The 18,416-nt window shown below is 71.5% G+C and carries 19 protein-coding genes and 2 pseudogenes; 8 read left to right on the top strand and 13 right to left on the bottom strand.

Annotated features, from left to right (window positions below):
* Nucleotides 1-433: 433 nt before the first annotated feature.
* The 3 genes from K353_RS32975 to K353_RS32965 all read right to left on the bottom strand — a co-directional run bounded on the left by K353_RS32975 (nucleotide 434) and on the right by K353_RS32965 (nucleotide 4,823).
* Nucleotides 434-661, bottom strand: a complete 228-nt coding sequence (locus K353_RS32975) for a hypothetical protein (RefSeq protein WP_111557154.1) — start codon at nucleotides 659-661, stop codon at nucleotides 434-436.
* A gap of 575 nt (nucleotides 662-1,236) precedes the next feature.
* Nucleotides 1,237-4,071 carry an FtsX-like permease family protein gene (locus tag K353_RS32970; RefSeq protein WP_233533986.1) on the bottom strand — a complete coding sequence of 945 codons (2,835 nt, stop codon included), beginning with the start codon at nucleotides 4,069-4,071 and terminating at the stop codon, nucleotides 1,237-1,239.
* The gene (locus K353_RS32965; protein WP_370447698.1) at nucleotides 4,068-4,823 is read right to left on the bottom strand and encodes an ABC transporter ATP-binding protein; all 756 of its coding nucleotides are present in this window, start codon (nucleotides 4,821-4,823) and stop codon (nucleotides 4,068-4,070) included. Before K353_RS32965 ends, K353_RS32970 begins: the two co-directional genes overlap by 4 nt.
* A 45-nt stretch (nucleotides 4,824-4,868) precedes the next feature.
* Here K353_RS32965 and K353_RS32960 point away from each other — a divergent pair, with 45 nt between their 5' ends.
* Nucleotides 4,869-5,504, top strand: coding sequence for a PadR family transcriptional regulator (locus K353_RS32960; RefSeq protein WP_111557153.1), 636 nt, complete (start codon nucleotides 4,869-4,871; stop codon nucleotides 5,502-5,504).
* A gap of 653 nt (nucleotides 5,505-6,157) precedes the next feature.
* Here the strand turns inward: K353_RS32960 and K353_RS32950 are convergent.
* The 3 genes from K353_RS32950 to K353_RS32940 all read right to left on the bottom strand — a co-directional run bounded on the left by K353_RS32950 (nucleotide 6,158) and on the right by K353_RS32940 (nucleotide 8,298).
* Nucleotides 6,158-6,502 carry a hypothetical protein gene (locus K353_RS32950; protein ID WP_111557151.1) on the bottom strand — a complete coding sequence of 115 codons (345 nt, stop codon included), beginning with the start codon at nucleotides 6,500-6,502 and terminating at the stop codon, nucleotides 6,158-6,160.
* A 262-nt stretch (nucleotides 6,503-6,764) separates the two neighbouring features.
* A complete protein-coding gene (locus K353_RS32945) occupies nucleotides 6,765-7,742 on the bottom strand; it encodes a hypothetical protein (protein WP_111557150.1) in 978 nt (325 codons plus the stop codon).
* A 127-nt stretch (nucleotides 7,743-7,869) separates the two neighbouring features.
* The gene (locus tag K353_RS32940) at nucleotides 7,870-8,298 is read right to left on the bottom strand and encodes a hypothetical protein (RefSeq protein WP_233533985.1); all 429 of its coding nucleotides are present in this window, start codon (nucleotides 8,296-8,298) and stop codon (nucleotides 7,870-7,872) included.
* A gap of 849 nt (nucleotides 8,299-9,147) precedes the next feature.
* Here K353_RS32940 and K353_RS32935 point away from each other — a divergent pair.
* Nucleotides 9,148-9,609: a hypothetical protein gene (locus K353_RS32935; protein WP_111557149.1), complete on the top strand. Its 462-nt coding sequence runs from the start codon at nucleotides 9,148-9,150 to the stop codon at nucleotides 9,607-9,609.
* Here the strand turns inward: K353_RS32935 and K353_RS32930 are convergent.
* The 4 genes and pseudogenes from K353_RS32930 to K353_RS37385 form a co-directional block, all read right to left on the bottom strand.
* Nucleotides 9,567-9,887 (bottom strand): annotated as a pseudogene (locus tag K353_RS32930) (ATP-binding protein); the annotation flags it as partial. The gene K353_RS32935 and the pseudogene K353_RS32930 overlap by 43 nt on opposite strands.
* A gap of 60 nt (nucleotides 9,888-9,947) precedes the next feature.
* Entirely contained in the window at nucleotides 9,948-10,538 is a 591-nt protein-coding gene (locus K353_RS32925; protein WP_199528320.1) for a hypothetical protein, read from the bottom strand.
* 48 nt (nucleotides 10,539-10,586) lie between these two features.
* The gene (locus tag K353_RS32920) at nucleotides 10,587-10,970 is read right to left on the bottom strand and encodes a tyrosine-type recombinase/integrase (protein ID WP_111557148.1); all 384 of its coding nucleotides are present in this window, start codon (nucleotides 10,968-10,970) and stop codon (nucleotides 10,587-10,589) included.
* A 12-nt stretch (nucleotides 10,971-10,982) separates the two neighbouring features.
* Nucleotides 10,983-11,153 carry a hypothetical protein gene (locus K353_RS37385; protein WP_158585561.1) on the bottom strand — a complete coding sequence of 57 codons (171 nt, stop codon included), beginning with the start codon at nucleotides 11,151-11,153 and terminating at the stop codon, nucleotides 10,983-10,985.
* Between the two features lie 41 nt (nucleotides 11,154-11,194).
* On the opposite strand from K353_RS37385, the pseudogene K353_RS36400 reads away from it, so the two are divergent.
* The 4 genes and pseudogenes from K353_RS36400 to K353_RS32895 form a co-directional block, all read left to right on the top strand.
* Nucleotides 11,195-11,932, top strand: a pseudogene (locus tag K353_RS36400) (transposase); the annotation flags it as partial.
* Between the two features lie 72 nt (nucleotides 11,933-12,004).
* Nucleotides 12,005-12,484, top strand: coding sequence for a hypothetical protein (locus tag K353_RS32905; RefSeq protein ID WP_233533984.1), 480 nt, complete (start codon nucleotides 12,005-12,007; stop codon nucleotides 12,482-12,484).
* A gap of 700 nt (nucleotides 12,485-13,184) precedes the next feature.
* Entirely contained in the window at nucleotides 13,185-13,907 is a 723-nt protein-coding gene (locus K353_RS32900) for a hypothetical protein (protein WP_146616644.1), read from the top strand.
* Nucleotides 13,908-14,086: 179 nt separating this feature from the next.
* On the top strand, nucleotides 14,087-14,353 hold the full coding sequence (locus K353_RS32895; RefSeq protein WP_111557146.1) for an NUDIX domain-containing protein: 267 nt from the start codon (nucleotides 14,087-14,089) through the stop codon (nucleotides 14,351-14,353).
* Nucleotides 14,354-14,744: 391 nt separating this feature from the next.
* Here K353_RS32895 and K353_RS34700 read toward each other — a convergent pair whose 3' ends face one another.
* Nucleotides 14,745-14,906: a hypothetical protein gene (locus K353_RS34700; RefSeq protein ID WP_158585560.1), complete on the bottom strand. Its 162-nt coding sequence runs from the start codon at nucleotides 14,904-14,906 to the stop codon at nucleotides 14,745-14,747.
* Nucleotides 14,907-15,165: 259 nt separating this feature from the next.
* On the opposite strand from K353_RS34700, the gene K353_RS32890 reads away from it, so the two are divergent.
* A complete protein-coding gene (locus K353_RS32890) occupies nucleotides 15,166-15,576 on the top strand; it encodes a hypothetical protein (protein ID WP_111557145.1) in 411 nt (136 codons plus the stop codon).
* A gap of 393 nt (nucleotides 15,577-15,969) precedes the next feature.
* Here K353_RS32890 and K353_RS32885 read toward each other — a convergent pair whose 3' ends face one another.
* The gene (locus K353_RS32885; RefSeq protein WP_233533989.1) at nucleotides 15,970-16,239 is read right to left on the bottom strand and encodes a MerR family transcriptional regulator; all 270 of its coding nucleotides are present in this window, start codon (nucleotides 16,237-16,239) and stop codon (nucleotides 15,970-15,972) included.
* Nucleotides 16,240-17,120: 881 nt separating this feature from the next.
* Here K353_RS32885 and K353_RS32875 point away from each other — a divergent pair.
* Nucleotides 17,121-17,342 carry a hypothetical protein gene (locus K353_RS32875; RefSeq protein WP_111557142.1) on the top strand — a complete coding sequence of 74 codons (222 nt, stop codon included), beginning with the start codon at nucleotides 17,121-17,123 and terminating at the stop codon, nucleotides 17,340-17,342.
* A 622-nt stretch (nucleotides 17,343-17,964) separates the two neighbouring features.
* Here the strand turns inward: K353_RS32875 and K353_RS32870 are convergent.
* Nucleotides 17,965-18,416: class II glutamine amidotransferase (locus K353_RS32870; RefSeq protein WP_199528319.1), on the bottom strand; the 452-nt coding region annotated here is incomplete at its 5' end.

The raw sequence follows: 18,416 nt of genomic DNA, 5'->3' as shown, positions 1-18,416 counted from the left end.
CCTACTTGGCGCGAGCGGGACCGCGGCGATCGACGACACCCTCTCCACGAGCCTTGGGGAGATCCTGGATCCTCGCCGCCCCGCGGCGGGGCATTCCCGCGCCCGGCCCGAAGACGTCCTCGCCGAGCAGGTACCGGTGGAGCCACTCGCCGAAGCCCTTCCTGAATTCGGTGAACCCGCCGTCGCATGCGAACCCGACCACGTCCCACCCTCCCCCGGCCTCTGCCCTGACCAAGAAGGCGGACTCGCTGCGGGCCGGTCCGGGCGCCCCGGGCCGATCGCCTCGAACACCCGCTCATGGTCCCATCACTGCTGGAAGGTGCACTTCACGGGCTCCGTCGGCGGCCTTGAGGTCGAGTGCGGCCTGCGCTGCGCGAGTCCGGTCGGGTGCGGTCCGGCCGGACCGACGGGGGGCGCCCCAGCGCGCCCAGGGTCACATCGTGTGCACCTCGACCGGAAAGCCACGCGCGAGGACGCCGTTGAGATGCTCCGCGCGGGCGCCGAGCCACTGCTCGGCAGGGCCGATGGGGGAGCTGATCCCGAGGAGCACGTAGTCTCCGGAATCATCGGTGCTCTGCCCGCAGACGCAGCACAGCAAGCGTCGGATCATGGTCTGGGCGGGACTCGTCTCCTTGGGCACGGGCGGCAGGTCAACGAGCACGGGCCGTACGGCATGAGGAATTCACCGCCCCTCACTGGAGTGGCAGCCGGGGTGGACGGACAGGTCCGCAGAGGCCGTCCGGCCGGGACCGCTTCCTGACTGTCGCCGCCGTCCCGGCCGAAGCGGCGGCGAGCAGTTCCCCCGGCGCGGCGCGGCACCAGCCGCTCTCGCGCGAGCGGGGGGCCACCCGACGCGACCGGCTGACGGCCCGTCCGGCCCGCGTCTTCCCCGCGCGGCCGAAGAAGAGCCGCGACCGGGCGCGCGCGTCGATACCTGGCCCACCGGCTGGAGCGACGACCCGCGCCCGTTCATCCGGGCCAGGACCGCCGGCGAAATCCTCGATGAGGTCGCCGCCCACCACCGGCGAATCCCCGACTCGGGTCACTGGACCGTCCGGTGTGGTGCCCGCTCAGAGGATCCGGGCGGTCCGGGCCGGCGCCGCCGTCGTCGAGTCGGCAGCGATCAGCAGCTTGCGGCCGAGCAGGTCGCCGGGCACGCCGAAGGCGAACTCGGCGGAAGGGAAACCACGACCGCGGACACCCCCGACGCCGGGAGGCCCCGTGGCCTCCGCCGGCTCAGTCCGCCGCGGCCAGGTCGGCGGCGCTGATCCGGGACAGCCCCCGGATCGGTACCGCCAGGGCTGCCACCACCAGGGCGGTCGCCGCGAGCGTGGCCAGCAGCGCGGCGCCGGTGACCGTGAGCAGGTGTCCGTGCAGCACGCCCCGGCCGAGGGCCAGTACCCCGGCCAGACCGGCCACCGCGCCCGACAGGCCGCCCAGCAGGGCCAGGCCGATTCCCTCGTGGAGGGTCAGCTTCGCCAGTTCCCGGTTGGTCCAGCCGGTCGCTCGCAGCACCGCGAGATCGGCCGCGCGTTCGCGCTGCGAGATGACGAGGACGTCGACGGCGCCGGCGGCTCCCAGCACGAGGGACAGGGCGACGCTCAGGTAGTCCGCCCCGCGTGCCTGGGCCACCACGGCGCTGCCGAGCAACGACCCGGCGACCTCGCCCCGGAAGGCCAGCGTCAGGGCGAGCAGCACCGTGAAGGCGGCTACTCCCAGCGCCAGCCCCGCCGCACCCAGCAGCGTGCGGCCCCGCACCCGCAGCAGGTTGAGCGCGGCCAGTCCGGCCACCGAACGCACCGGACGCGCGCGGCGGGCCGGCGTCACCGGGGGCCGGACGGCTTCCATCGGTCCCATCCGGGTGGCGAGCCAGGCGGGGACCAGGCCCGCCGCCGTGGCGAGCAGAAGCGCGACCGGGAGTACGAGGAGCGACTTGGCGCCGGCGTCGGGCTGTCCCAGCGCCCCGCCCAGCACGTACGCGAGCACCGCGCCCGCGGCTCCGGCGGCCAGCCCGATCAGCACCAGTTCACCGAGGACCAGGCGGAGCACCTCGCCGCCGCTCCAGCCGAGGCAGCGCAGCGTGCCGATCTCGGTGCGGCGCGAGCGCACCGAGGCCAGCGCCGCCTGGCCGAGGAAGAGTGCGCACACGACGAGGACCAGTACGAAGAGCACCGCGCTCTTGGTGTCCACGGCCCTGAGGATGCGCAGGGCCACGCCCTTGGCGACCCAACGCTCGGTCACCTGTACGGAGTCGGCCAGCACCACCGTCCGCGGGGCGGGTGAGCTGCCGACGGTGACGTCGACCTGGAGCAGGGGGTAGGCGGCACGGATCTCCCCGGCCACCGCGTTCACCCGCGCCCGGGAGGCGGTGTCCACGCCGGTCACTCCGGCCACCCGGATCCTGATCGCGCTGAGCGGCGCCTCGTCCTGGAGGCCGGGGACCCGACGGCTCCCGGTGAGCGCGGTGATGGAGTCCATCGTCGTCAGCATGGTGGGCGGCGGGCTGACGTAGCCGCCCAGGCTGCGGTCGGGCAGCAGCGGCTCGTCGTGGAGCTTCGCCCGGGTCGCGCTGTCCGCGCCGGTGACCTGCGGCGGCTGGTAGGTCTCCAGCGGGGTCTCGGACAGGGGCGAGAAGCCGGGGAGTGCACCGGTGTCGTAGCGGCCGACCAGCCGGACGAAGGGGTTGGGGAGGCGGCCGGAGTCCACGCCTTCGCAGCTGCCCAGTCCGATGCAGTCCGTGGAGGCGTGGCTGGTCACCTCCCGGTACTGGACGCCCTGGTGGTTCTCCTCGGGGACGTTGCGGAACGGCTGCTTGTTCGAGTTGGTGATCCACAGGCCGGGTTCCTGCGGCGGTTGCGGCTGCGCGGCCAGACCGCCGCCGGGGGTCCGGCGGTAGGTGACCGGGCCGACCGTCCAGTAGACACCGGTGTCGAACGAATCCACCTCCAGTGCCCTGCGGTAGCCCGCGCTGAGGTCGACCCGGGTCGTGCCCACCGGGGTGCCGCGCAGGCTCCGGACGAAACCGTCCGCCGCCGGGTTGCCCAGCTTCGAGGGCAGTTCGGCGGGGTCGCCGACGTCGAGCCGCTCCACGGTGGCGTCGAGCGTGCCGGTGGTCAGCGGGTTGTCGCTGAGCAGCGCCGGGATGTAGATGTCGCGCTGTCCGTGGACGCTCTCGGCGCCCGACACCTCCCACGGCTCGTCCTGCTCGCTGAGCATCCGGCCCGAGGCGATGGTGCCGCCCAGGCCGACCAGCCGGTCCTCCGCCACCGGGTCGATGGCGGAGAGCAGGACGGGATAGCTGACCGGGATGTCGATGGTGGCCTTGTCCCGGCCGGACTGGCAGTTCATCCGTGCACTCAGGTCCGGGTCGAACGGTGACCTGTCCCTGAGGTCCTCGGCGATGATGTTCGGCTTCAGCGGCAGGTTCAGGCCGAACTGCTTCCCTCCGGTCTTGTCCCAGTTGAAGTAGAAGCAGACGTCGTACTTGCCGTTGATCCGGTAGCGCTCGGTGTCCTCGTCCGCGTCGGCCGCTTCCAGGGTGTCGGACTCGAAGAGGCCGTCCGACTCCGATCCCGAGGTCAGGGGGGAGCGGGTGAGGTAGACGTACTCGTCCGAGGTGCGGTAGCTGCCCAGTCCGGAGGTGAGCGTGGGGGTGATGCGCAGGATCTGCCGGGACGCGTCGCCGTCCAGGAAGCGGGACACGTCCACGGTGACGGTGCTCGCCACCATGAGGTAGCCGATGTTGGCGACCGGCGCGGCCACGTCGACGCCGGCCATGCCGCGGATGCGGTCGTACTGGTCCGTGGTGATGCCGCCGAACGTGCCGGACAGGAAGTTGGGCGCGACCAGTGCGCTCTGCCGCTCCACGTCCGTCTGCGAGTCGGGCGGGCGGACCAGGACGTCGTAGGCGGACCGCGCGTTGTCCCGTACGGTGCCCACGGTGGCGGCCTGGCTCGTGCTCACCGTCGCGGTCAGCAGGGTGAAGCTGGTCGCCGCCACCAGGATTCCGGCGGCCAGGGCCAGTGCGCGCCCGCGCCGCCGCCGGAGCTGATCGAGGATCACCGTGATCACGGGCGCAGGCCCCCCAGCCGCTGCAGCACGTCGCAGGACGGCGTGATCCGCTGGTCCGAGACGATCCTGCCGTCCTGCAGGCGCACCACCCGGTCGCCGTTGGCGGCGACCTCCGCGTCGTGCGTGGCGATCAGCATCGTCATCCCGTACCGCTCGCGCAGCGACATCAGCAGGTCGATGACCTCCCGTCCGATGACGCTGTCCAGGTTGCCCGTGGGCTCGTCCGCCAGAAGCAGACCCGGTCGGTTGATCAACGCGCGTGCGACGGCGACCCGTTGCTGCTGACCGCCCGACAACTGCGAAGGCAGGGCGTCGGCCCGCTGGTCGAGGCCGACGGCTTCGAGCAGTTCCATACCGCGTGCACGCCGGTCGAAGTCCACTTTGCGTGGCAGGACGGGGGCGAGCACGTTGTCCAGCGCGGTCAGCGCGGGCAGCAGGTGGAAGCGCTGGAAGACGAAGCCGGTACGCCGCCGGTGACGGTCGAGGTCCCGGCGCACGAGTTCCGCACCGTCGATCTCGACGTGTCCCTCGTCGGGCTGGTCCATGCCGCCCGTCACGTGCAGGACGGTGGATTTACCGGCGCCGGACGGCCCCGTCAGCATCACCACCTCGCCGGCCGCGACCTCCAGGTCCACCTCGTCCAGAGCGGTCAGCCCGGGATACCGACGACTCACCCCGCGTAAAGCCACCCTCACAGCCATGGATGCCGCCTCGCCCTCGTCCCTCGCGGCGCGCACGTCGCCGCCCTGCATTGCGCCAATGCAGCGATATGTTGTCACAATGCAGAAGGGACGTACATGCCGCTCCATCACGCCGTGCTCTCGCTACTGACCCGGCGACCGAGTCACGGGTACGAACTCAAGGCCCGTTTCGAGGAGGCCATCGGCCCGCAGTGGGGCGGCCTGAACATCGGTCACCTCTACCAGATCCTCGAACGGCTGGTCCGCGACGGCTATGTCTCACGCTCTCAGGTCACGCAGACCGACCGGCCCGACAAGAACCTCTACACGCTCACCGAGGCCGGCGAGGCCGAGCTGCGCTCGTGGGCGACCAGCGCCTGGGTGCGCGTCGGCGGTTTCCGCGACGAATTGTTCCTGAAGCTCCTCGGCGCGTCGACCCTAGGCCCGCAGGCCCTGGCCGAACTGATCGAGTCGCAGCGGCAGACGTACCTGTCCGAACTCGCGGGCCTGGCGCGGCAGCGCCGCTCCCACGCCGACGAGCCACTGGTCGCCGTCCTGATCGACGCCGCCATCGCGCACACCAAGGCCGACCTCGGCCTGCTGGACAGCGCCGCACAGCACCTGGGCCCGCTCGCCGCGGCGCGGAGCGCGCGGGCACCGGAGGGCGCACCTTCACCGGTGCGGGGTGACGCCGACGAGGACGGGGGCCGCGGCGGGACGAGAGGGGCCCGGACCGGGTCCGCCTTCCCGTGACCCGAGTCGGGGATTCGCCGGTGGTGGGCGGCGACCTCGTCGAGGATTTCGCCGACGGTCTTGATCCGGACGAACGGGCGCGGGTGGTCGTTCCAGTCGGTGAGCCAGGTGCGGATGTCGCGCTCCGGGGCCCGGAGGGAGCGGTGGACGCCGCGGTGGAGCTTCTCCTGCGCCAGTTCGGCGAACCACCGCCCGACCGGATTCAGCCGGGAGGATCCGGTCGGGGTGGAGTGCAGGTGGAAGCACGGGTGGGCGGCCCTGCGATCCCGCCACGGGCAGGAGCAGCGCGAGCAGTGCCGTCGACCGGTGGAGGGAAAGCGGGTGGAGGCGCATGCGGTAGGGGCGCACGGGCACACGCTGCACGGTCAGGAGCGGGTGCGGGCGGGCACGCGGCTGCTGCACGTCGAGGACCGGGGCGTTGCGGCCGACGCGGCCGGCTGCTCGGACCCGTCTTGCCGGATCCGTCCTCGGGGCGGGTCGGCGTGCCGGATGCCGCCCGCCGGCTCGGTGCCGGTGCTCGCGCGGGATACGCCCGGAGCCGGCCCCGCCGACCGGGGCCGGCTCCGTTCGGTGGTGCAGCTCGGCCGGCGCAACCCGCGCGTGGCGCGATCGCACCACCGGGACGACGGATCGGACGCGCTTCGCGAAGCGTCCTAGCCGGTGATGCAGTTCGGGGACTGCGGGTTGACCTGCCACGTGGTCGCGTCGGTCTGCGTGGCCGTCTGGCAGACCAGGACGACGTCGTGGTCGATCGGCATGTAGCTGCCGAAGAGGCCTCCGCCGACGCCCACGTAGTAGTACTCGACGTCCACGTGGAAGGTGTACGGGGCGCCCGAGCCGACCGGTGCGTCGCAGGCGTAGACGACCACGTTGAGGAGTGACGCCGCGCAGTGGACACCGGTGTCGGCGCTGGCGGGCGAGGCGCCGGCGGTGACACCGCCGAGGGCGAGCGCCGCCGCGGCGAGGGTGGTGGCGGTGGTACGGGCACGTAAGCGCATGATGCTCCTCCGGTAGCGGAACTCCGATGCTAGGAGCGGGACGCCGGTCGCGGGCATGGGACGATCGCCATAGGCAGGGGCTCACCGACTCCGCTCCCGCGCGGGCGCACCACCCGGGCTCACTCCCGGCAGAACGGGCGCACCGCAGGGGCGCCCGTCCGACGGCCGGCTCCGCGCCGGGCCGAGGCGGCTGGGCGAACAGGGACGGTGTCGTCCCCGCACCTGCGGGGTCAACCGGTGAATCCTCGGGCCGCAGCCCGGATCAGTGGCCCAGCACCTGCTGCGCGGCCCGCACCTGCGCCCGGACGGTCGCCTCGGCCCGGCTCATCGCCTCGGCGTCGGCCTCGATCGCCTGCTGCTGGTAGGCGCGGTCGACCGCGTACCAGACTCCCACCAGGTTGGTCCGCTTGCGGCAGGCGGCATCCGCGGTGGCGACCTGTCGTTCCTGCTCCGAGGGCAGGTCGGTCGTCCACCACCGTTCGTCGTTCATCGCCGCCAGTGGGTCCGGATAGTCGTGGCCGGTTTCTTTCATGCAGCCTGACCAGTCGGCGAACACCGCCTGCGTGCGGGGGTCGCTCCGGGAGTTGTCCAGGGTTGCCAGCTTGGCGCTGACGGCGGCGTTCGCGTCGCCCACCTGGGCGTCCGGGGAGCCGGCCAACCGTTTGGCCGCTTCGCCGAAACAGCCGTGGTCGGGGACCTTGACGCCGGCGACGATCTGCCCTCCGGGGCCGAACTTGGCGGTGGGGCTTGCGGAGCCGGTGGCCACCACCGTCATCTCCGGGCTCATCCTGCTGTCCGCGCCGCCGGTGGCGCCGTCGGTGGCGGTGCGGGCCGCCAGGAGCCCGCCTTCCGGGTGGTAGCCCCATGCCGCCATCAGGGCGGGGTCCTGGCGCCCGTAGCGGCTGTCGATCCGGGTGGTGGGGGCGTCAGCGCTGCGCGTGGGCAGCTGTACCTGCGGGGGCTTGTAGTCGAATCCGAAGCGTTGCATGCAGGTCGAGACCAGCAGCGCCTGGGCTTTCAGGACGTCGAGCTTCTGCTGGGGATTCAGCAGGTAGGCGTCGAGGGGCAGCGGTTGGTCGTTGGCCGAGGTCAGGACGGGTACGGCCGACACCGAGGGGGGTGGCGGCGCGCTGTTGCCGCCGTTGCCGCCGGGGGCCGAGGCCACGGCGGCCGTGCACGCGGTGAGCAGCAGCGGCAGGGCGGTCAGGAGGGTGGCGGCGGGACGGCGGCGGCTGGGCACGGGTGTTGACTCTTCCGGATCGTGGGGCACGACGGACGGGCGGGCGGATGCGGTTCGGTGCGGTGGTTCCCGGCGGCTGGGACGGGCCGGGGACCACCGCACCGAGGGCCTCGGGGCGGCGGGGTCCCTACCAGCCGGCGCTCGGGGGGACACGGCCCGAGGCGTTGTTGTTCTTCAGTTGGGAGCTCAGGTTCTGGAAGGTGGCGTAGGGGTCGAAGATCTGGCACACCACGTCGCAGTTGTAGCCGCTGTTGTAGTAGATGGTGAACTGCGTGCTCAGCCAGCTGTCGATCGCCGCCGCGTTGTTCTTGACCTCGACGCCGGCGCCGGTGCTGCCGTTGTTGCCGGCCTTGAAGTACTTGCCGGCGTAGTTCGAGACGTCTGCGGTCTGGCGGTAGTAGGCGCCGAAGCCGTACGTGCTGGAGCTGTAGTACAGGCACACCTGGTGGAAGGTGCAGTCCGCGGTGTGGGCCGACGCCGGGGCGGCGGTGGCGAGGCCCCCGGCCAGGAGACCGCCGGTCACGGCCATGGCCGCGATGAGTTTCTTGACGTGCATGTGGTTCCTTCCGTCGAGCCGCCGGAACATCCGACGTCCGCGCCGAGAGGCCGGTGGCCCTCCAGCGGTTTCATGCTGCTGGGAGGCGGTAGCGGCGCTGTATCGTGCGCGTGGCGCGCCGGCAGACCGCTAACCGGCCGCCACCCGGCTCCACGTCGGCGGCCGCCCGCTGCACGCCGTCACCACCGACCAGAACGCTTCCGCCGCAGCCGGTACTGCCACGGCCACCATCAACCACAGACCGAGCATGGGAGCCCGGTGAACGAGGACGGCGCTGCGGTGCCGGCCGCTTGGGGCCGCCCGCAGCCGCAGCTGCGGCTGCAACGGGCCTGTACGCCTGGTCGTGGACGGGCGGAGACTGCGGGCGTCCACGGCTGCCTGGTCGTCGGCGTCCCCTACCCGGTCGTCGCGCCGGGTGCCAAGGCCCGGGCCCCGTGGCGACGTCTTCGGCGGTCTGCGGCGCGCAGTGCTGAGCTTGTGATTTATCCAGCGGCCTCGAACAGGCGGACCTGGTGATCACTCGTCCAGGTGTTCCCGGGACAGCGGTACGGCCTTCCCATGATTCTGAACTCGGCCAAGAGGGAAAGGACTTGACGCGAAGGCCGTGATGGTGAGTCCGGTTGAGCAGGGCGGGCAGTGTAGCTGCGTAGATGAGAACCGAGAACGGATGCCGGTGGGTTTCGGCATCACCTGATGCTCGGCCGGCTCTGGGATGTTGCCGAGTTCTGGAAACACCCACCGGTCCGTGTCGGGCACTTCAGGTCCGGGACGGTGTGGCGCAAGAACGTCCGATCGATAACATCGCGTCGCGACTTGCAGTGGTCGATGGCCTGACGAGATGGGGAAGCCATGAGCGATGACGTCCTGTCGATCATTCCAAGTGATCCGCAGTGGCAACCGAACCGCGATGCGGTTGATCGCGTCGTCGCGCTCGTCGAGGACCTGATTCCCGGTCTTGCCGATGACATGGAGGTCGACGTGAGGTGGCACGACGTGGTGACCGTCGTCGACTGTGGGGAGAACCTGGAGAGAATCGGCTGCCCCTTGTGCCAGGCGGCCATCGACACGGAGTGGTGGGGCGATCTCCTTGAGGCTCACTGCGACGACGGGTTCACCACGCTCGCGGTCGAGGTCCCGTGCTGCGGAGGATCCACTACTCTGGACGTGCTGGATTACGACTGGCCCTGTGGTTTTGCCCGTTTCGAGATCGCAATTTGGAACCCCGAACGCTCCTGGTTCAGCGAGGACGAGCTGACGGCCCTGGCCGATCAACTGGGCCACCCGGTGAAGCAGATCCGGGCCCACATCTGAACCTCCGCACCTCGGATGACTACCTGCTGCTGTTCGGCGCGAGCTCGGGTGCCGGCCAGGCGGTAGGAATCGGTGCCGGTCTCGGTGATGGTGCCGTTGAAGGTGAGGCGGTCGACGATGGCCACGCAGAGCCGGGGGTCGGTGAAGGTCCTGGTCCAGCCGGCGAACGACTCGTTCGAGGCGATGGCCACGCTGTTCTTCTCCTCACGCTCGGACAAAACCTGGAACAGCAACTCGGCCCCGCGGCGGTCGAGTCCCATGTAGCCGGGTTCGTCGATCTATGCGGATATCCGCATAGATCGACCTATGCCGAGACCGCGACTATGCCGAGAAAGCTGTCAGCAAGCCTGATCTGGGCTGTGCGGCGGCTGTCGTGCTCGGCATAGTCGATGGCGGGAGGATCTATCCTGCCCAGGGATTTGGGCCCTGTTTGAGGACGACGAGCCCGCATGGCCGGTCAGCGGGCCAGAGGTCGATTCGATAGAGGAAGTGATCGCCGGGGCCGCCATTGGTGTCGACGGCCGGTGGATCAGACGGGATGTAGGAGACCCGGGCTCGCAACAGCCCAGGGGGACGGTCATGCTCGGCCCGTCCTCCGGGTGGACTCCCGGGCTGGACACGGCGAGTTGGCCAATGGGGGCAGCCAGGTCCACCTCCACGATGTGTTCAGCCGCCGACTCGATCATTGGCGCGGACGTGTGGATGGTGATCAGCGATTCGACCATGTCATCCCATGCGGTGCCGACGGAGATCGAGTGCGGTTCCACCCCGATGCGGTGAACGTGTACCGCTTCGTCGGTCCAGCCAGCCGGCGGCAGATCCGGGTCCATCGCGTGCTCGGCCATCCACGCGTCATAGGGCTCGAGGTCTTGGACATAGAACTGCCCATGATCGGCATCGATCAGGAACTTCAACGAATCATCAGCCACCGCCGCAGATTATCGAAGCGGACTGTCACCCCCGGCTCCGCTCACGGCTCACAGGCGGTCGAGGAACGCGAGGACCTTGTCGGCGGGCTGGTCGCGGCCGGGGCGGGCGGTGACCGGTGCAGTCAGGGAGAGCGCCTTCTCCTTGATGGTCATGTCGGCGTGGGCGTAGGCGTCGGTGGAGCGGACACCGGCGTGGCCGAGCCAGAGCGCTATCACCGTGGTGTCGACACCGGCCTGGAGCAGGGACATCGCGCAACTGTGCCGTAGGACGTGCGGGTGGACGCGCTTGTCGAGGAGGGCCGGGCAGGCTTCGGCGGCGGCCTGGACGTGGATGGCCAGGCGCTGGGCGACGGCGTCGCGGGTGACGTCGTCGCAGTCCAAGCTCGTGAGTTCCGAGACGCGCAGGCCGGTCTGGACGGCCAGGGCCAGCATCGCTTTGTTCCATCAGCTCTCCCAGCGCTGCGGATCCGGTGCCGCGAGCAGGGCGTCGATCTCGGCACCGGTCAGGAAGGTCACGTTCCTCTTGTCGAACCGCTTGGGCGGGGTGTACAGGACGCGTTGAATCAGGAGGGCGGGGCTTGACCCCGGCCTGCTCCAACTCGCATGCAGCATCATCTGCCTGAGGAAGCTCCGGACCTCATTTTGAAATGATCAGTAAGCACGGGGCTGAGTTCATCTTCAAGGACGCCAGGACCTGGGGCGCCCCGGACGCCGAGACGAAGTCCGAGACCACCCGCTACGGCACCGCCCACGCCCAGAGCTGAGACCGGCTCCCCCCGAACTGCAGCAGCGCGCCGCCTGGCGGGATCACCCCGGCAAGCTCCCGGTCATCGAGGGCACCGTCATCCGCCTCCAGGTCGACCACCTGCCCAGCGGCGGTGACCTCGAGCCGCTGGGGCTGTGGTGGTCACGACCGACAGCAGCCCCGGCGGATACCGACCTGGCGTGGCAGACCTTCCTGCGGTGGTCCGACATCGAACACTTCTTCAGGATGATCAAGCAGACACTCGGCTGGACCGCCCCGAGGCTGCGAGATGCCGAAGCGGCGGACCACTGGACCTGGCCGATCGTGGTCGCCCACACCCAGCTCCGCCTCGCCCGTCCCATCGCCATCGACCTGCGACGGCCATGGGAGAAGCCGGCCGAACCGAACAACCTCACCCCTCTACCCGGGTCCGCCGCGGGTTCCGACACCTACGCGCCCGCACCTCAGCCCCGTCTCGACCTCGGCCGAAGTGCCGAAACCCTCCCGGCCCGGCCCCGGACGCCCGCCCGGCTCGAAGAACCGCCGCCCCGCGACCCGCTACGACGTGGGTCTACTCCGGACTACCGGCGAGCCCTACCATCGATCGACCCACCACAAAGTCGGCACCAAACCACGCCGGGCCGGATGAATTACAAGCTCAGCGCCTCCCATCGCCCCTGCTCGTCCGCCAGTTGTCGCTGCTTTCCGGGATGATGTCTTCGTGACGACGCATCTGGAACTCTTCGCCGACTACCACCAGATCCATGTGATGGACGAGCATTCCGACAGTGACGTAGGGGAGGCATGGACGGCACAGGCTCTGTTCGACGCCCTCGCCACTGCGGAAGACATCCTGGCGTTCAGCACGGTCAACAACATGGACGTCGTCGTTGCGGTGGACATCCTGGAGGGCGAGCCCGAGGACGACTCCGTCGACTTCGACCATGTGGTGGAGGCGAGCGTCCACGTCCCTTCCGGGCGCCTGGCCATCCTGGGGTGCAGCGACTACCTGCCTGACGCTGCCCGGTTCGACGTCCCGGCCGGATGGATGCGTGTCCGTGTCTCCCGCAGCGGCCTAACGGTTGCCGCCGCGGACCCGGAAGGGTTCGCCCCCGAGGGCATCCGCCTGCAGATCTGGCCCGCACCTCAACAAGAGCTGCGGGTGGTCACCAGGTGGACGAGACCAACCAACGGGGCTTGACCTCCAGCATGACCGCATCCCACCGCAGGCAACAGCCAGCGTTCGTCCGAGGGCGGACGTTACATCACAAGCCGAGGGCGGGTGGCGCAAGGCCTTTGGCAGGGCAGCGTCATTGGAGGAGTGGCCCGGCGCCCGGGCCACGGCTGGTGGACCGGCAGGGGGCCGGTGCCGTTCGGGCGCAGCCGTACCGGTTGGTGTTCGAAGGTGGCGCCGTCGGTGGCGGTGCGGTAGCTGCGGGGCCGCCGGGGAGGCGGGTGGCGTGCAGCAGGGGCTGGATGTCGCACGTCCGCGCCGTGCGAGATGCGCTGTCCGGGCGGAGCCGGGTCCGGGCAGGGTGGCTGTCCGCCGGCTTGGGTCGGCGGGAGCGGCGAGCGGGAGGGAGCAGTGGGGGTGGCGGGCGGGTGGGGTCGCCCCGTGCCGGCACCCGGACCGGTCCCGCCGGAAATCAGTGGCGAAGGGCCTGTCCTGCGGCCGCGTCGCACGCAGCGGTGCCGGAGAACAGTTGGCCGGGACCCGGGGCCTGCCGCGGCCCCTGCGGAACGAGTAGGTGCCGCAATCCGGGATTGGCGAAATTCAAGCGGGATTGACTGGACGTCAGGAAATATTATCGGTTCGCTACCGAATCTGCTTGCGCGAGGGCATTGGCCTGCGAGAACGTATGTGCTGTCGATCTTGAGTAAGAATTTCATGGAGGTTTTCGGTGTCGGTGTCTCGGAGCTGGACGGTGGCGGTCGTCGCGGCTGCGGCCCTGACGGGCTGTTCGGGCTCCTCGCCGAGCAGCGAGCAGGCTCCCGCCTCGCCGTCGGCACCGGCCAGTGAACGGGAGGCGGCAGGGCTGCTGGCGCTGATGGACACACCGCAGGCCCCGTTCTCCGCCACGTTGTCCGAGCGGGTGAGGGACACCAGCTCCGACGAGAGGACCAGCGGCGCCGTCAACGTGGCGGACGTCCAGACGGGCGAGCTGTCCGTCGTCGGGCTGGACGGCGACGTCGTCACCACGGTGTACCTGACGCTGACCCGGGAAGCCTCCTACCACCGCATAGACGAAGGGCTGTGGACCAGGACGGAGCGCTCCCCCGAGCCACTGGTGGCGGACCACCGCCCCCTGGTGCGGGCACTGCTGGCCACCGACCCGGCCTCCTACCGGGGAATGGAGAAGCTGCGCACGCGCAAGGGCGGCCAGGCATACCGCCTGTCCGGGCGGCTGCCGGTGGCCGAACTGCGGCAGGCCGTCAGCGCCCGCAACCTGCGGCGCCTGACCGAACACCACATCACCGACTGCGGCACCGGCCTCCTCATCGACACCGACGGCCGGCTCTCCGAGCTCACGGTGGACTGCGCCGGCGACAACTACCAGCTCACCTCGACGCTGGACCTGTCCGAGTTCGGCCCGGTGACCGAACCGAAGGCGCCCACAGACTGATGAACGCCGCCCGCGCCCTCGACGTAGGCGCTCGGCCGGGTCGTCGGGACCGCACAGGGCGGTGCCGGTGACGCTGTCCTGCGCCCGGTTTCAAACTCCCCGACGACAGTGAGAACGACTTCCACCTCAAGTGCGAGCGGCCCGCCGCGGCCGTCCTCGCCCTCACCCTCGGCCGACAGGTGGTCCTCGCCCGCCAGTTCCGCCCCTGCCCCCAGCGGGTCCTGCACGAGCTGCCCGGCGGCTCCGTCGAACCGGCCGTCGGCCCGGCCGGCACCGCTGCCGCCGGACTCCTGGAGGAGACCGGCTACCAGGGCAGCGTCCGGCCCGTCACCGAGGTCCGGGACGACGCCTGCTCCGACGCCATCCGCACGCGTCCGCCGCCGCCGACTGCGTCGAGGTCGCCCAACCGCGGTCCGAGCGGAGCGAGTTCACCGACACGGTCCTGATGCCTCTCGATCGCTTCCGGAGCGAGGTCCCGCGTAAGGACCGGCGCACGGGCGCTGCGGCGGCATGGCTGACGCTGGACCACCTCGGCATGCCGCCGCCCCGGCCGAGCGGTCCGACGCTCCACCCCCACTTCACCGAGGAAGTCCACGGCGAAGAACCGGACCGGGAGCAGCGACTGGTACACCGGCACCCTGCGATCAGTGCCCGCCGACGCCCTCGCCCTCGCTCTGCCCGGCGGCAAGGGCATCTGAACTGTGCACCGGCACCGACCCGGAGCTGACCGCCGACCCACCGCCGCGAAGGCGCCGGCGTTTTTGGCCGTGGCCGAGAGGCCGCCAAGGTCAGCCAGACCGGGTCGGCGTGGTCGATGACGTTGTCCCTGGCGGTGTGTCAGAGCATGTTGCGGGCGGGCCGGAAGGGGTCTTGCGCCAGGGGGAAGCTGCGCAGCGCGGCTGCGGCGTCCAGGCGGTCCTGGCGGTCCTGGTGGTCCTGGCGCGGGGCGTACTCGACGGGCCCGGCACAGGTCGGGGAGGGCCCGTGTTCGGCGAGCACGGGCCGGAGCGTTGCCGGCGGGTGCTGCTGGTCATCGCTGCGCGGGTTCGTCCGCGTCTTCCATGCTTCTTCGCCGCTCGGCCGGGGCCGGGAGCCCGGCGGGGGGGGCGGTCCGGTCGAGGGCTCGCGGTTCTCGGTCCGTGCCGGGACGGGGCCTGCGGACGATCCGTTTGGGCGCGGGCTCCGAAGAGTGCTTCGGACCATCGGCTGTCCGCCGCGGCGGGGGGTGGCATGATCACGTCCGGGGAAGAGGGGATGCATGGAGCCGATCATCAGCACCGCCGACGGGGTGTGGCCGCCCTGGCCCGAACTGATGCCCGGTCACCGGCCCGTCCTGGTCGCCCCGGCCGACCCGGCGCGGCCCACCCCCTCGGCGGAGGGCTGGCGCGGGGCCGAAGGCGGCGGCCCGCGGCTCGAAGAGGGCTGGTCGGAGGAGGGCTGGTCGGCGCTCTTCGACGGCCGGCACCTGGCCGTCCGGCGCCCCTGCGGCACCCCCTGGTACGACGGGCCCCTCGCCGCGACCCGTGAATGGACCCGCGCCGCCCGCACCCACCACACCCTGCTCATCGTCACCGGCCAGTTCACCACCGCCTTCGACTTCCCCCCCGCCGCGGCCGCAGGACGACTCCTCACCCTCGCCGTCCCGATCCGCCTCACCGACCCCCGCTGACCCCGCATGCACGCCCGTCCCGGAGCCCGGCCGGGTGCGGGGCGAGGACCGCCCCTCCCCCTGATGGGGTGTCGCGGGACGCGGGCGCCGCCCGGCAGGCGCCACGGCCGTTCAAGGCCCGTACCCGGTGGCGGTGTTCGCCGCCACGCGCAGCGGCGGGCCACGGCCGGGACCCGGACGGTCACCGGTGCTGCGGTCCGGCCCGGAGCCGGAAGGGGCGGGCGCCTTCGAGCCGGCCACGGCGGCCGGGTCCCGGCCCGGGGCGGGAGGCGGTGTCCGCCGCCCCGCCGCAGGCGACCGGCCGCGACCGGCGGCCGGGCGGGCGAGGCGGCCGGGCGGGCGAGGCGTACCGCGCCTTCCACCGCCGGGGTCGGGGCGCGGGAGGCTGCCCGGTCAGGTGTCCGCGGCGGGGTCCTTCCCGCGGAGCTGCTCGTTGATGCGCAGGGCGTCTTCGAGCTGGTCCTCGAGGATGATGATGCGGCAGGCCGCCTCGATGGGCGTGCCCTGGTCGACGAGGTCGCGGGCGCGCATCGCGATCCGCAGTTGGTAGCGGGAGAAGCGGCGGTGGCCGCCCTCGGAACGCAGTGGGGTGATGACGCCCTGCTCGCCCAGGGCGCGTAGGAAGCCGGCTGTGGTGCCGGTCATCTCGGCGGCGCGGCCCATGGTGTAGGCGGGGTAGTCGTCGTCGTCGAAGGAGTTGACGGGGTCGGGGGTATGAGGGGTGTGGGGGGTGTGGGGCCGGTCGGTTGCCGTTGTCACTGCACCTCTTCCTGCTACCTGGTTCGAGAACGCGTCGAGGGGCCCCGGCGCCGTTGCGGCTCCGGGGCCCCGAAGGGGTACAACACCATCCACCGGCGCTGGGCCGGTGTTCTCTACTTCCGCACCCGCCCCGTCGAGGGGGCGTGCGGGGATCGCGTATGCGTGACCGGAAACCACCGTCCTTCGTACTCTCAGGGGTCTGCGGTGTCCGCCCGGAGGAGAACTGCTGCCTCACCGGCCGGGCGATCCTGATGGCGCTCGTGCCCTCCGTTTCCTCTGCGTGATTCCTGCGAACTACTGATCCAACTGACTGGGTACTGCCCGCTCAGCACGCGCGCCCGCAGCCCGGCGCCTTTGCTGAGATCCCGCGTACTGCGACTGCTGCACCTGCCGTACTGCGACTCGACTTCACCGCGGTACTGCCGGTGGCGGCCCCTGATCACCGCGGGCCACCCGGCCCGGCCGCCAGCCCCGTCGCCGCACTGCGCCAGTCCTGGCGTGGCTTCGAAGCTCCGCGACCGTGCCGACCTGCGAACTTCCGGCACTTCCGGCACTACCGGTACTGCTCCCGCCAGTTCGTGTCTGGCGGTTGCGTCGACTTCTTCCCTACGAGAGAGACACTAACCCCGCCCCACAATGATGTCTACCTCGGCCAGCATAGATTTTTCCGTGTCCCGCGAAGAGATAATCTTCGGGGCCGCACCGACCGGGACAGCACCGCCCCGCCACCCGCGCCACCCGCCGCAAAACGCCGCAAGCCGACCAGCAGAAGGGGCCAGCACCCCGTGCCAACGATCCGAACGCCCGAGCCCCACACCCAGGCCTCCCTGCTCACCGCCCTCGCCGAGGCCATCCGCGACCGCGACGAACGGGCCCTGCGCCGACTGCTCGCCCGCCTCGCCGAACAGATCACCCTCACCGACCTGCCGAACCTGCGAAGCGCACTCGAAACCCGTCACCGCAGCAACCGCCCGGAGCCGGACGCCCGGCACACCGGCAACCCCTGACACCCGCCCCTCCCCCAAGACCCGCGCAGCGACCCGGCGCCGACCGACCCCCACCCGGCGCCGCGCCTGCGCCAGGCCGGCAGAGCGGGACCCGGTAGGCCGGCACGCCGGGGCCCGGTACCGCAGCACGGCGAAGAGCGGCCTGTCGCCGAAGCCGGGACGGCTTCCCCCGCAGCCGTCCCGGCTCGGCCAGGCCCGGGGCAGGCCGTGACAGAACGGAGCGGGACGGAGCGGGACGGAGCGGGACGGAGCGGGACGGAGCGGATGGACGACGACGGGAGCAGCACCCTGACCTCGGCCTTCCGACCTGGCCGAACAGCACCGACCGAACAGCCCCGACCGAACAGCACTGCCAAAGCCGCTCCGGCCCGCTCGCGGAGCCGTCCGGCAGCTCCAGGGCCTCACCCCCAGCGCCCGCTGACCCTCCGAGGCCGGACAGACCCCCTGTGCTGCGCCCGCAGCAGCGCGCCTCGCCTCCGCAGGCGCACGAGCGACCCCCGCCGGGACGCCGCCCCGGCCGTCGCGGCGAGCAGGGCGCCGGGGCCGCGGACACCGGCAAGGCGCTCGACAGGTGGCGCCGGCCGCGCCCCGGCCAAGGACGCCTCGACGGCGCGGGTGAGGCTCAGCTCCCCTTCTGGGAAGCAGCGGCCTCGGGCTCCAGGTCGGCCAGGGACAGGCGGTGGACCGGCTCGCCCGCCAGGACGCTCCGCCGGGTGACGGTGTGGTCGGCGCCGACGTGCAGCAGTTCCCCGGGCTCCATCAGCCTCCAGTGCGGATCGTCGTCCATCCGCTCGCTGGCGATCACGGTCGCCCGGGTGCGGGCGAGGTCGCCGGAGTGGACGCGCATGTGCCCGGCGGTGCCCGCGTGCTCCAGGTGCCGGTCGCCGTGGTGGCCGCCGGGCCGGCGCTCCAGGACGTACAGCTCGTGGGTGTCCGGGTAGCGCAGCGCCCACAGCTCGTCGGCGGTGGTGAGAACGACGTTGAGGGCGTAGACGGGCAGGTTCTCGGCCACCCAGCGGGCCGCGGCCTCGATGCCGGCCGCGACGTCGCCGCCGCGGGCGGCACTCTCCCGGG

The organism is Kitasatospora sp. SolWspMP-SS2h (genome assembly GCF_003259315.1).
Classification (GTDB): domain Bacteria; phylum Actinomycetota; class Actinomycetes; order Streptomycetales; family Streptomycetaceae; genus Kitasatospora; species Kitasatospora fiedleri.
This window is presented reverse-complemented; position numbering and strand designations above follow the sequence as displayed.